This is a genomic window from Amycolatopsis sp. NBC_01307 (assembly GCF_035975215.1).
Lineage (GTDB): Bacteria > Actinomycetota > Actinomycetes > Mycobacteriales > Pseudonocardiaceae > Amycolatopsis.
Window position 1 is genome coordinate 1391180 of sequence record NZ_CP108403.1, and the last position, 13227, is coordinate 1404406.

Consider the following 13227-nt stretch of genomic DNA (forward strand, 5'->3'; position numbering starts at 1 on the left):
GGCCGGGCTTCCCCGCCTCACCCGACCGCTCGTGAATTTCCCCCGGAACGGAAGTCTGTCTTCTGGGCCGTGATAAGCCCATAGTCCGAAAGCGTGAAGCTGTCGACGAAGGCGGTATTTGTACGCCCGCCGTTCGGCCCAGTCGTGGTTAAGTCGCCGACCGTCACTACCTCACCGTGCGTCACCGTCACTCTGTGCAGGGTGTGCCGCCGTCCGGGTCGGGCCGCGCGGAATCTTTCGATGGCGCAGCGACCCCGTAACGGCGCTATTCCGGGATAGTGCAAAACGGCGTCGGCGGTGAAAAGGGAACCGTATCCGTCGATGTCCCCGATATCGAGGTAGTGGTAGCTGAGCCGCACGTGGTCGATTCCGAGTGCGACGGCGCCGGCACTCGGCCGGGCGTGTTCCCCTGCTCCCGCAGGCGCCATTTCGGCGTCCCTCCACTGAGTCGTCCCGGGGTCGGCCCGCGACCGGGGCCGGCGGGTGCGCCCAGTCTGGCCGGGCCGGCTTGCGGGCCGCTATCCGCGGGCTATCCCGCCGATCGTTGCAGCCAGCCCTATTGACACGTATGGCAGTCTTTTTCCAACTAGACGGACAACGTGTCAACACTCGTCTCGGGCCAGGTCCGGGCGGGTGTCTCTGGGGAGAGGAACCGTCCATGCGCACACCCCGCCGTATCCCGGTGATCCTCGCGCTCGGCGCGGTCGTCGGGGCCACTTGCCTGGCGCCCGCCGCGGCCGCGGCGCCGGCCGACGACTACTACCAGGCCGCTCTCGGCAAGACCGGCGCCGAGCTCAAGACCGCGTTGCACGGCATCATCAGCACCAACACGAAACTGACCTACGACGAGGTGTGGGACGGCATCAAGGCCGCCGACGAGGATCCCGCCGACCCGGCGAACGTCATCCTCATCTACAGCGGCCGTTCCCAGGCGAAGACCGCGAACGGCGGCGACCCGGACCAGTGGAACCGGGAGCACGTCTGGGCGAAGTCCCACGGCGATTTCGGCACGGCCACCGGCCCGGGCACCGACCTGCACCACCTGCGCGCCGAAGACGTCTCGGTCAACGCGGAGCGCGGCAACAAGGACTTCGACGACGGCGGCTCCCCGGTCGCCGAGGCCCCGGGGAGCCTTACCGACGCGGACTCCTTCGAGCCGCGCGACGCCGTCAAGGGCGACGTGGCGCGGATGGTGCTCTACATGGCCGTCCGCTACGACGGCACCGAGGGCTATCCCGATCTGGAACCCAACGACAGCGTCGACAACGGCTCGGCGCCCAACATCGGGCGGCTCTCGGTCTTGCTGGCCTGGAACGCCCAGGACCCGCCGGACGCCGCCGAGCAGCACCGCAACCAGGTCATCTACGACCGGTTCCAGCACAACCGCAACCCGTTCATCGACCACCCGGAGTGGGCGGACGCGATCTACGGCTAGCTCCGGACGCGGGTGACGAGGTTCCGCACCGTCGCGAGGACCTCGTCGGGGTGGTCGAGGTGCACGCTGTGCGTTGCGCCCGGCCAGCTCACGACGTCCGCGCCGAGGGCGGTGGCGAGGCGGTCATGGGCGCGGCGGACGGCGTGGTCCGGACCGGCCGCGCCGCGCTGCTGACGGCTCTGCGGAGAGCCGAGGAAAGCGCCCGCCTGCTCGGGCACTGACCCATCGCCGGCCGGCTGCTCGACCGCGCCCGCGACGCGGGAGCCGTCCGTCCCGAACTGGCCACCGACGAACTGGTGCCGCTGATGTGCGGCGGCTCGCACGCGGCGAAGGTCCACGGCGGCGCCCCGGCGGTGACGGGCTCTCAGCCGCGTTGGCGCAGCAGCTCCGCCGCGATCGAGTACGGCGGGGCCGCCGCCTTCGAACGGGACGCGTGCTCGACGATCGCGTCCTGGAGGTACCGGTTGCCCGACGGGCGGGGGTACGCGGCGTAGACCTCCCGCAGCGAGCCGGGATCGACGTCGGCGAAGAGGCCCGCGTCGGTGAAGATTCCCTTGTGGGTCAACGAAGTCAGCAGCCCGCACCGGTCGGCGATGCCCAGCGACGAGTGCAGCGCGATCGCCTCCCAGACGCGGTCGACGTCGGTGGCCGCGACGCCGTGACCGGTCAGCGTCGCGGCGGCCAGGTCCGCGCCCTCCACCTCGAACCGCGCCCGGCCGCCCGCCCGGGAACCCAGGCCCAGGTCGTGCAACGCGCACGCGGCGAACAGCAGGTTCTCGTCGTAGGCGGCGTCGGTCACGCTGCCTTCCCGTCGTGCCACCAGGCGGGCGAACAGGAAGCTGCGGACGCTGTGGTCGGCGATCGGGGCGCTCTCCGACTCCCGGGCCAGGCGGAGGCTCGCCTCGGCTAGCGGGCCGGTGGGCAGCGCGAGTACGTCGTTCATGACTCCGACCGTAGGAAGGAGACGCGGCGCACGAAAGTGGCCCGAGTGCCAATCGGCGCTATGATCGGGCCATGACCACGGCGGACCGGCACCAGGTGGCGGTGCTCGTCCTGCCCGGGGTGCCGGCGCTCGAATTCGGCATCGCGACGCAGATCTTCGCGACGGACCCGTTCTACGCGATGACCGTCTGCACGACCGGCGGGCCCGGGCCGGTGCCGGGTGACGGCTTCACCGTCACCGCCACGGCCGGGCTCGACGCGGTGGCCGCCGCCGGCACCGTGATCGTCCCGGGCTTCGAGGGTGTCGAGACCCCGCCGGCCGCCGAGGTCCTGGCCGCGCTGCGGGCGGCCCACGGCCGCGGCACCCGGCTCGTCTCCATCTGCACGGGCGCGTTCGCCCTCGCCGCGGCCGGGCTGCTCGACGGGCGTCCCGCGACCACGCACTGGAAGTACGCCGATCTCCTGCGGCGGCTGTACCCACGCGTCGAGGTCGTGGCGAACCGGTTCTACATCGACGACGGCGACATCCTCACCTCGGCCGGCGTGACCGCGGGCGTCGACCTGTGCCTGCACCTCGTGCGCCTCGACCAGGGCCCCGCGGCCGCCAACAGCCGCGCGCGGTTCCTGGTCGCCCCGCCGCGGCGCACCGGCGGCCAGACGCAGTTCGTCGAGCAGCTGCGCGCCGAAGCGACGGGCGACCGGCTCGCCCCGCTGCGGAGCTGGATGCTCGGCAACCTCGGCGAGGACCTCAGCATCGACGTCCTCGCGCGGCGCGCCCACGTGTCCCGGCGGACGCTCATCCGCCGCTTCCGCGAGGAGACGGGGACGTCGCCGATGGCCTGGCTGGCCGACGCGCGCATCGACCGCGCGCGCGAGCTGCTGGAGACGACGACGCTGTCCGTCGAACGCATCGGCCGCCGCACCGGGCTCGGCGCGCCGTCGTCGGTCCGGGCGGCCTTCCACCGCCACATCGGCACGTCGCCCCAGGAGTACCGGACGCTCTTCCACCACAGCGGCACCCAGCCGGGCCCCTGAGCATCAGGCGAGGGCGAGGACGATCCGCTCGGTGGGCGGCGCCTGGCCGGCCGCCCGGCGTTGCAGCAGGGTGACGCCGGCGGCGATCTCGTGGAACGCGGCCCCGAGCTCAGCTTGGTCGTGCGCCCGCATCTCCGCGGCGAGGCACAACGCCGCGAGCCGCAGGGCGGTGGCCGAATTCGAGGTCAGGGGCCGCTCCCGCGCGAACACGGGCCGTGACTCCAGCTCCAGCTTCGCGGCGACCTGGCGGGCCCACGACGACCCCGTCGTGTGCTCCCGCGCCCGGGACACCTTGCCCGCCAACGCCTCCGGGGACTGTGGTGCGGTGGCGGCCGCGGCCCCCGCCTCCTCGGTCAAGGCGGCGGCGAGGTTCTTCGCCCAGGCGGTGGCGGGGGTGGCGGACCGCAGCAGGCCGGCCTGGGCGTGGGCCAGGGCCCGGCCCAGCACCTGGTCGAGGCTGAGCATCCGGATCCGCGCGAGCTCGGGGGTGAGGACGCGGATCAGCGTGCTGTCGAGATCCCGGTCCACGGTCAGGTCGAGCTCGTCCGCGAGATCGAGGACGGCGTCGTGTTCCACCGCGAGGTCGTGGGCCAGCTTCCGGAGCCCGGCCGGCGGCAGGGTGTGGCCGATCGAGCGGACGCGGTCGTTCGGGATCAGCTTGAGCAGCAGCGGCCGCAGCAGGCTCGGGGTGGACCGGGTGATGTCGTCGCGCACGTAGTCGACGAGCGTCCGCGCGGGAACGAGGTGGGGGTGGCCGGTCCCGGGGGCCAGCCACAGGTCGAGGCCCTCCAGCCAGGCGCAGGGGGCGACCGAGCGGCTGCGGGCCGGGTCGTCGAGCTCCGCGCGCCGGGGCAGGCGGTAGACGGCCTCGCCGACGAGGACGTGGTTGACCCAGCGGACGAAGGCGGCGGCGTCGCTGCCCCGCACGCCGGTGACGGCGGCGTCCGAGGGCGCCGGCGGCCCGTCCGGTGCGGGTGCCCTGGTGTCCAGCCGGTAGAGGTCGTAGAGACCGCCGGTGACCGGCCGCGCGCAGACCCGGCCGCCGTCGCCCACCTGGACCTGCGGACGCAGCTGCCGGGTCAGCAGCACGGCCGCCCGCAGCCGGCGGTGCCCGGCGTCCTCGCCGGGCCGGGCCGCGGGTTCGAGGAACTCGTCGAGCCGGCTGCGCAGCTCCGGGGCCAGTTCGCTGTTCTGCTCCGCGCAGTCGACGGCGAGGGACAGGGCCGTGACGCCGCCGACGCGCAGGCAGGCGTGGACGATCGGGTCGGCGTCGGACTGCGCGGCGTACAGCAGGGTCGATTCGCGCCACCACAGGTCGTCGACCGCGCCGGTCAGGACGTCGACCAGGCCCTTGTCCCGGGTGTGGACGGCGGCGAGGTACTCCTGGAACGTGTGGTGGGCGAAGGAGTACAGCCCGCTCTCCCGCTCGACGAGCAGCCCGTTGGAGCCGACGTCGGCGAGGAACGCCTCCGCGGTGAGGTCGCGGGACACCCGCCGCAGCGCCTTCCCGACCTCGGTCAGGACGTCGGCGCGGGCCAGGTCGCGCACCCGGTCCCGCATCATCGAGTACGCCAGGCTGCGCAGCACCATCTCCTTCTTGTCGCCGCCCAGCTCGATCGGGAGCTTCTTGGCTTCCTGGCGGCGCCAGAGCATGACCTGGCAGATTTCGCAGTAGAGGTCGGCGCGGCTGCCGGGCAGGGCGCCGCGGTACCGGTGCACGTTGGCGATCATCGTCAGCAGCAACGGGTTCGCGGTCAGGTCGCGCAGCGCGACCGCCTCGCCGAGCCGTTCGAGCAGGTCCTCGGTGGCGGCCGCGGCCCGGGTCCGCACCTCGTCGGCGCGGTCGCCGGTGCTGTACCGCTCGACCGCGGAGTACCAGCCCTCGACGAAGCGCTTCACCTGGTCGTCGGTGAAACTGCGGACCTGCAGCACGGTCGCGCCGCCGATGCCCGTGGTCCGGTAGCCGTGCGGGCGCGAGGTGATCACGAAGTCGTTCTTCGGGTGGTGCTGGATCTGGCGCTCGACCCAGTCCGCGACCTTGCGGCGGTCCTCCTGCCGGGCGACCTCGTCCAGACCGTCGAGGAGCACCACGCAGTGGCCGTCACGCAGCCGCTGCTCGAACCAGCCGGGCGGTTCCTCGCCGCAGTTCCGCCCGGCGACGCCGCGCACGAGGTCCGCCAGGCCGGTGTCCGGCGCCGACAGCACCGCGTCGACGTGGTCACGCAGGTGCAGCAGGATCGGCACCCGCCGGTGCCGGCCGCGGCGGGCGAGGCAGATCCGCCGCGCGGTGTGCCGCAGCAGGGTGGTTTTCCCGCTGCCGGGCGCGCCGACCAGGGCCAGCACGACCGGCCGCGGCCGGTCGAGGAAGTCCTGCAGCGACTGCCGGTCGGTGGCGCTCGCCCGGAGGTCGGGCAGCAGGCTGTCGGCGACGTCCTGCGGCGGCCGGAACGTGAGGCTGACGTCGACGAACACCTCGTCCAGCTCCGGCGTGTGGAAGCCGATGGTCGCGAGGCCCTTGAGGTCGATGAACCGCAGGCTGCCGAGCACGAACTCCCGGTACCGCCGGCCGAACAGGGACAACCGCCGGACCAGCCAGCGGTCGACGCGGTCCACGATCCGCGCCCGCCACCGATCGCGCAGCTCCCGCGCGATCTCCCCGGTGACCGTCAGCAGCCCGACGACCAGCGCGTACGCGGCCAGCAGCACGCCCGACAGCACCGGGTGGCCGGCCCAGACCGCCACGACCGCGGGTGCGGCCCCCGCCACCACCAGCGCGAACTTGCCCACAGCTCCGGCTCGACTCCCCATGGTGACCAGACGATACGGGGTGTTTCACCGTTTCGGTGACGTTCGCGGGCGATCCGTCAGCTGGTGCGGCGCGGCACGTTGAGCCCCTCCACCACGAACCGCGGGCGGCCCGACGCGAGGGCGTGGGACGGCCACGACACCGTCACCGCGGCCGTCTCGCCGGGGAGCAGCCACAGGTAGTTCTCGCTGCAGCGCAAGGGAAGGACCCGCGCGTCGGTGCGCGCGTCGCGGGCCGAGACCCGGGCGCCCGCGGCGACGACGCGGCCGGTGTTGCGCAGCGTCACCACCGCCTCGCTGCGGTCGCCGTTACGCCGGATGGGGCCGGCGTGCAGGGAGACGTCGGCCGGGGTCCTGGTCAGCTCGCGCGCGTCCGCCGGGGTGCGGTAGCGCCAGTAGACGTTGCGCGACAGCTCGGCGCCGTCCCGCCCGACCAGCCGCAGGCGCAGCAGGTGCAAGGCCGGCAGCGCGGCGGTGAACGGCACGGTGAAGGCCGCTTTCACCGACGACGCCGGTACCGACACCGGCGCGGACACCGGCGTGCCGAGCGAGCGTCCGCGCAGGTCGAGCAGCTCGGCGTGCACCGTGGCGCCGTCGAGCGTCTGCGCGGTCTGGTTGACCGCGTGCACCTGCCAGTCCGACAGCCGCGCCTGCACGTGGAGCGGCTCGCAGCCCTTGCGCGCGCCGTGGAAGCTGCCGTTGGTGTCGAGGTCGTAGTCGTAGGTCTGCCAGACCGTGCTGTGGTGCGCCGGGTGCGACATCCACAGCAGCACGCCCGACGCGTCGTCCCACAGGGCCGCGTTGTAGGCCTCGAAGATCGCCCGCATGCTCTCGTAGTTGACGAGCTGGGCCTTCGCGCAGAAGTCGTCGAGCGAGGTCCCCGGCCCGAAGCGGTCCTCGATCGCGCCGCGGTAGGTGTCCGGGTTCTGGCCGCCGCGGGTGCACCAGTCGTGGTGGAACCAGACGTCGCCGATCGGCCACGACGGCTGGTCGCCGGCCAGGCGTCGCATGCTCTCCGCGACCGGCACGGTCGGCAGGCCGATCTCGCTGTGGAACCCGTAGCTGCCGATCGAGTAGGTGTCGCCGTCGAAGTAGCGCGCCGGGTCGATCCACGAGTACGGCCCGTGCCCGGTGACGACACCACCGGCCGAGTTGCCCTGGTACCACAGCTCCGGCTGCCGCACCGCGAGCATCTTCCGCAGGCCGGCGTCCATCGCGGCGGGCGGGTCGCTCTCGTTGGTGGCGCACCAGACCACAATGGACGGATGGTGCCGGTACCGCACGACCGTGTCCGTCGCGATGGTGAGGAAGACGTCGTTGTCCGGCGGGAAGATCGCGTCGCCGGCCCAGAAGTCGTTCCACACCAGGATGCCGTTCTCGTCGCAGGCGGCGAAGAACTCCTCGCGGTTGCTGGACCCGACCCAGTTGCGGATCATCGTGAAGTTCATGTCGCGGTGCAGCGCGACGGCGTCGGCCATCCGGTGGGGGAGCACCCGGCGCAGCAGCTCGTCGAAGCCCCAGTTGCCGCCCTTGGCCAGTACGCGCACGCCGTTGACGCTGATCTGCAGCGGCGTGCCGGAGTTGCTGACCTTCTTGAGGTCGGTCCAGGTCGCGCCGTCGTCGGAGACCTGCACGGTGAACGTCAGCGCGTACGCGGTCTCCCAGGTGAGCACCACGCGGTCGAACGCCACCGCGGCACCGAGGTCCAGCTGGAGCCACTGGTTGTCGGAGTAGCCGGACGACCAGCGTGTGTCGTCACGGCCGTCCACCGCGTTGCCGGCCTTGTCGTTCGCGTTGTCCTCAGAGGACGCTGTCGCGGTTTTGCCCTGCGCGAGGTCCGGTCCAGTACCGTCCACAACGGACAGTGTCCACAGGGAGATGCCGTAACCGGTGGCGCGCTTCCCACCCTGGATCCGGAGGTACCGCGCGGTCGTCCGGTCGAACTCCACCGTCTGGGGCGGCGAATGGTCGGTGGCCGGGTCGATCACGATCGGCTGAGTCGCGGTGTAGCCGAACTGCCGCAGTCCTGCTTGGACGGTCCGGCGGTCGCTGACCTGGCTGCCGACGCTTGCCGTGGTCGTCAACGGGTGCAACGTCGGATCGCCGTACCCGTTGGGCCACCACAGTTCCGGGCGCCGCAGCCGCAGCGCCGGGTCGGTCGCCGGGGTGAACGTGACGTCGGCCGCCGCGCCCGCCGCGAGGGTGACGCGGCGGCTGACCCGGGCGCCCGCCAGCTCGGCGGCGATCGTCACGGTCCGGGCCGTCGCGGCGGCGTTGCGCACGGGCACGACCAGCGTCACCTCGGCGACCGACGTGTCCGGCAGGTTCGGCAGCCGCGTGTCGACCCGCGGTTCGCCGAGCACGGCGTCGCCGGTCGAGCGCAGCCGGACGTGGTTCCAGATGCCCGCGCCGCGGTCGCGGACGCCGGGCATCCAGTCCCAGCCGCTGATCGAGATGTACCCGGGCAGGTCCTGCTGCTCGGCGTTGGAGTTCAACGTCGAGACGCCGTCCGGGCCCTTGTCGCCGGGGTTGCCCGGGTGCGGCATCGGGTCGATCCGCACGGCCAGCGCGTGCGCGTCCTTCCCCCGCAACGCCGTGGTGACGTCGAAGGCGGCGCGTGCCACCGGGTGGGTGAGCGAGCCGACGGCGGTGCCGTCGACCCAGACCTCGGCGTGGTGGTCGATCCCGTCGAACTCCAGCCAGACGCGGCGGCCGGCGTCGAACCCGCGGGGCAGCGTGAACTCGCGGCGGTACCACCAGCTGTGCCGCGAAAGCGCTTCCGGGGCCCGCATGTTGCCGAACCCGGAGGTCGGTTCGGGCAGCTTGCCCTGCTCGACCAGTGCCGTGTGGACGGTGCCGGGCACGGTCGCGGGCAGCCACGTCGACGTGTCGACACCGGCGCGGGCGAGCGCGGCGCCGTCGGCCGAGGGCAGTCGCGAGTCCATGGTCAGCGTCCAGCCCGACTCGACCGCGACCGTGCCGTCCGCCGCGGTGACCAGGCCGGGCGGCCGGGTGGTGTGGCGGCCCCAGTCGGTCCAGCCGGTGGCGTCCGGCCGCGGGTGGTCGGACCGGCCGTAGACCTCGAAAGCGTTGACGCCCAAGGGGTTCGCGTTCGCCTGCTGCTTCGCGGTGAGCCGCACCCAGCGGGCCGTGACCGGCTTCGCCAGCGTGACTTCGACGCAGCCGCCGGGGGAGTCGGTGGCGTCGTGGACGGACTGCCAGGTGCGGCCGTCGGCCGAGACGTCGAGGGTGAACGCGACCGCGCAGCTCGACAGCACCTCCCAGCCGGTGGTGTTCAGGAACGGGTTGATCCCGGACGCCGGGGTGAACACCGGGTCGGTGGCGGTCGCCTCGAACACCAGCACCACCGACTCGATCCGGCAGGCGGCCTGCAGGTCCACGGCGATCCACTGTGGATCGCCCGCGCCCGCCCGCCAGCCCGAGCCCTTCACGCCGGTCTCGGCCAGGCCGTCGACGGCGAACCACGCCGGCGTCGGCGCGTACGCCGTGGAGGACACCGTAACCGGCCGGTACCGCGCCAGGTCGGTCGCCGCTTGGGCCTCGGCCGCGGCGGGGAGCGCGGCCGGCACGCCGAGCGCGGCGAGCAGCACGGCGTTGGACTGCAGGAACGTACGACGGGACAAACCGCTCACGGTCCGGGCTCCTATCGGGAGAGCTTGAGATCGACGAACCGCGGGCGGTTGTTGTCGATGTTCGCGTAGAGGTCGGCCAGCTTCTCGCTGTTGGTGTTGTAGGAGATGACGAGCTCGCCGGGCCGGCTGATCTCGGGGTGCGCCGCGACGTTGTAGGTGTAGCGCCCGTTCCCGGCCTCGGGCGCGGTGTAGATCGTCTCGCCACCGGTGAACGGCCCGACCGGGCTGGTCGCGTGGTAGGCGTGGATGGTGCTTTCCAGGCCCGAGCCGAACGTCGTCAGCAGGTATTCGCCGCCCACCGGCGTGACGCCGAAGGAGCTGCCGACGTTGCCGAGCAGCCGTGCCGACGCCGCCGGGTCGGCCGACCAGCCGGTCGCGGTCCGGAACTGCCACGGCCCGTCGAGCCGGCCGATCGGCGCGCGGGCGACGTGCAGGTACTTCGTGAAGCCTTCGCCCTCGACGCCGTAGATGTAGGTCCACGCGCCGTCGCGCGTCAGCTCGGTGCCCCACTGGACGTTGCCGACCGACGCCACGTCGGTGAGCTTCTCCAGCCGGAACGTGTACGGGTCGAGCGTCGCGAGCTTGGTCTTCGTCCAGGCGAAGTTGAACGGCGGCGGGTCGTCGGTCGGCGCCTGCTCGAACTCGATGACCCGCAGCTTCCCGCCGTCGACGATGCCGTCGCCGTTCCAGTACCAGTAGTCGTTCGGCTCGCCCGGGCTGTTCGGCGTCGGGCCCACCAAGGACTTCGGGTGCCCCGGCGGTCCGGGCGCGATCGTGGTGAGCAGGTGCTTCGCGTCCGGTGTGGACAGTACGGCCGAGTTGTGCGTGAACGGCGAGGACTCCGGCAGGCTGTCGTCGGCGCGCACGGGCCCGAAGAAGGTGTCGTTGTACAGCCAGACGTCCAAACCGGACGGCAGCCGCGTCGAGTAGGTGCCGTCGGCCGCGGCCCAGCCGACGCCGGGGCGCCTGCCGAAGTCCTGCCAGCGCTGGGTGAGCGCGGTGTCGGCAGTGGCACCGAGAATCCGAAGTGGACGGTTCGTCGCGGCGGCGGGTCCGGCGATGGCGAGGGACGCGGTGACGGCGGCGGACAGCGCCAGGGTGCGGCGGAACTTCATGGTCGCTCCTCAGTTGGTCAGCGGTGACCGAGCAGTTCGACTTCGGCGACGGATGTCTTGGCCGCACCGGGCGCGGCGGCGAGGTCGAGCTTGAAGTACTTGTAGGTGCCGCTTAGATCGGCCGTCAGGGTGCCGTGGGCCGAGGGGACCTGCCAGGTGGTGGCGAGATCGTGGTCGGTGGCCGCGGTCGGGGTGATCTCCCCGGCCCCCGGGACGACGCCCTTCGCGGGGGTCTCGGGCGTGTTCTCCCAGGTCGGGGCGGGGTCGGTGGTCTCGAAGGACGTCCGGAACGACGACGGCGCGGCGCCGGCGGCCGGGGCCGCGGTCATCGCGGCGGCCACCGTGAGAACGGCGGCGAACGGGACCGGGCGGCGATGGAAGACGGCCACGGAGGGCTCCCTCGAAGATCGGACGTGCCGATTGACAACGTTGGCAACGCGGCCCAGTCTCGGACGGCGTTGTCAGCGTTGTCAATGGCCAGAACTGGACAGAACCGCTGTCCGGTGCGGGTTTTACCGCCGGGCCGAGCGCGCCGGCGACGCGTTGTGACGTGGTTCCGGGCAGCCGGTCAGTGCTCGGCCGAGCGCAACGCGACACCCCGGCCCTCGCCGGATCCACGCTGTACGAGCGTCGTCGGCAGGACCACGCGCCGCGGGCGTGAACGGTCGCCGTCCAGGCGGGCGAACAGCAGCTCGGCCGCCCTCCTGCCCAGCTCGCGGGGGTCCTGGGCCACCACCGTCACGCCCAGCACCTGGGCCAGTTCCGAGTCGTCGAACGCGACCAGTGCCGTCCGTGGCGCGCGCGACTCGGCGATGGCCCGGGCCACCCCGCCGACGAGACGCGGGTTGTCGGCGAACAACGCCGTCGGGGCGTCGGGTGCGGCCAGCAGCTCGGCGGCGGCCCGGTGGGCGGCCGGGGCGTCGACGGCGTCCGTGCGGACCGCGTGGGGTTCGAGGCCCGCCTCGGCCAGCGTCGCGCGGAAGCCGCGCAGCCGCTCCCGGGCCGTGTGGATCACGGGGGAGTGGCCGACGTAGGCGATCGCGCGGTGGCCCTGCCCGAGCAGGTGCGTCACGGCCTGGCCGGCGCCCTCGGCGTGCGCGGCCAGCACGCAGTCCACCGGCAGCCGCCGCGGCGGGCGGTCGGCGAACACGATCCGCGTGCCGACGTCCAGCTCCGGGCGCAGGTGGTCGTGCCGGCGGTCGGCCGAGACCACGATGAGCCCGTCGAGGCGGCGCTCGACGAACGTGCCGAGCAGCCCGCGTTCGCGCGCGGGATCCTCGTCGGAGCTGGCGACGAGGGTGGTGAACGACCGCGCCGTGCTGACCTGTTCGATCGCGCTGAGCATCCCGGCGTAGAACGGGTCGGCCAGGTCCGCGGCGAGCACGCCGATGCCGCCGGCGGGCCGGTCGGTCCGCCGCAGGCCGACGGCGTTGCTGTTGGGCCGGAACCCGAGCCGGCGGATCTCGGCCTGGACGCGCCCGCGCACGTCGTCGCTGATGAACGGGTAGTTGTGCACCACCCGCGACACCGTCTTGACGCTCACGGACGCGGCCGAAGCGACATCACGCATGGTGGGCCGCCCGGTGGGCGCCGGTCCACGCCGGCCGGCGCCGGGCCGCTCCGCATCCGAGGCTCGCGTCACGGCGGCGACCCTACCTCAGCCGGGAGTCTTTGCCGGGCAACAGGATTCACCCGGGAACGTGCGGGCATCATGGCACCAGGAGGAGGTGAGAGCGTGGAGGAGTTCCTGGCGCACGCCCGGCGCGCCTACGGAGATCTGCGGAAGCCGGACTACGGCTTCTTCCAGGACGCGTTGGCCACCCGGCCGTGGGAGCCGGTCATGGCGCGGCTGCAGGAGTTCCTGCGGGTGGAGGACTGGACCGACCGTGAGGACGACGTCAGCTTCTCGTACGTCTTGACGACCGGTCGCCGGTCACCGGGCTGGTTGCTGTGGTTGTCGGCTGTAGGGCCCTTCGCACTGCTCGTGTACTGCCCGGCGGACGACGAAATCGTCCGCGCCGACGTGGTCGTCGAGGCGAACCCGGACCGGCCGTCGGAGATGCGCGTCGTCGCCGTGCTCCGAGAGGCCGGCGTCCGGTTGCTCAGTGCCGGGGAGATCGAGACGACCGTCGATTTCCGGCCCATGGACGGCCGGTTCCCGGTGTCGTTGTTCGTGCTGGTCTTCGGGGACACGGACGTGCCGTGGTGGCACGCGGCGTAGCGCGAACCCGGCGGTGCCCGG

At 72.7% G+C, this 13227-nt stretch carries 11 protein-coding genes; 3 read left to right on the top strand and 8 right to left on the bottom strand.

Going from position 1 to position 13227, the window contains the following annotated elements:
- Positions 1 to 17 precede the first annotated feature (17 nt).
- A complete protein-coding gene (locus OG439_RS50010) occupies positions 18 to 428 on the bottom strand; it encodes a nuclear transport factor 2 family protein (protein ID WP_442788228.1) in 411 nt (136 codons plus the stop codon).
- Positions 429 to 658: 230 nt separating this feature from the next.
- Between OG439_RS50010 and OG439_RS05800 the strand changes: the two genes are divergently transcribed.
- On the top strand, positions 659 to 1435 hold the full coding sequence (locus OG439_RS05800) for an endonuclease I family protein (RefSeq protein WP_326948304.1): 777 nt from the start codon (positions 659 to 661) through the stop codon (positions 1433 to 1435).
- On the opposite strand, the gene OG439_RS05805 is transcribed toward OG439_RS05800, so the two are convergent.
- Complete coding sequence (locus OG439_RS05805; protein ID WP_326948306.1) at positions 1432 to 1758, bottom strand: hypothetical protein; 327 nt, start codon at positions 1756 to 1758, stop codon at positions 1432 to 1434. The genes OG439_RS05800 and OG439_RS05805 overlap by 4 nt on opposite strands.
- A 41-nt stretch (positions 1759 to 1799) precedes the next feature.
- A complete protein-coding gene (locus OG439_RS05810) occupies positions 1800 to 2378 on the bottom strand; it encodes an HD domain-containing protein (protein ID WP_326948307.1) in 579 nt (192 codons plus the stop codon).
- Positions 2379 to 2449: 71 nt separating this feature from the next.
- Between OG439_RS05810 and OG439_RS05815 the strand changes: the two genes are divergently transcribed.
- On the top strand, positions 2450 to 3412 hold the full coding sequence (locus OG439_RS05815; protein WP_326948308.1) for a GlxA family transcriptional regulator: 963 nt from the start codon (positions 2450 to 2452) through the stop codon (positions 3410 to 3412).
- A 3-nt stretch (positions 3413 to 3415) separates the two neighbouring features.
- Here the strand turns inward: OG439_RS05815 and OG439_RS05820 are convergent, their stop codons facing one another.
- The 5 genes from OG439_RS05820 to OG439_RS05840 all read right to left on the bottom strand — a co-directional run bounded on the left by OG439_RS05820 (position 3416) and on the right by OG439_RS05840 (position 12555).
- Positions 3416 to 6220, bottom strand: coding sequence for an NACHT domain-containing protein (locus OG439_RS05820; RefSeq protein WP_326948309.1), 2805 nt, complete (start codon positions 6218 to 6220; stop codon positions 3416 to 3418).
- A gap of 56 nt (positions 6221 to 6276) precedes the next feature.
- On the bottom strand, positions 6277 to 9870 hold the full coding sequence (locus OG439_RS05825) for a discoidin domain-containing protein (RefSeq protein ID WP_326948310.1): 3594 nt from the start codon (positions 9868 to 9870) through the stop codon (positions 6277 to 6279).
- An 11-nt stretch (positions 9871 to 9881) separates the two neighbouring features.
- Entirely contained in the window at positions 9882 to 10985 is a 1104-nt protein-coding gene (locus OG439_RS05830; protein ID WP_326948311.1) for a DUF5005 domain-containing protein, read from the bottom strand.
- A gap of 17 nt (positions 10986 to 11002) precedes the next feature.
- The gene (locus OG439_RS05835) at positions 11003 to 11374 is read right to left on the bottom strand and encodes a hypothetical protein (protein ID WP_326948312.1); all 372 of its coding nucleotides are present in this window, start codon (positions 11372 to 11374) and stop codon (positions 11003 to 11005) included.
- A gap of 179 nt (positions 11375 to 11553) precedes the next feature.
- Entirely contained in the window at positions 11554 to 12555 is a 1002-nt protein-coding gene (locus OG439_RS05840; protein ID WP_326948313.1) for a LacI family DNA-binding transcriptional regulator, read from the bottom strand.
- 165 nt (positions 12556 to 12720) lie between these two features.
- Here OG439_RS05840 and OG439_RS05845 point away from each other — a divergent pair, with 165 nt between their 5' ends.
- Positions 12721 to 13206 carry a hypothetical protein gene (locus OG439_RS05845; RefSeq protein WP_326948315.1) on the top strand — a complete coding sequence of 162 codons (486 nt, stop codon included), beginning with the start codon at positions 12721 to 12723 and terminating at the stop codon, positions 13204 to 13206.
- Positions 13207 to 13227 lie beyond the last annotated feature (21 nt).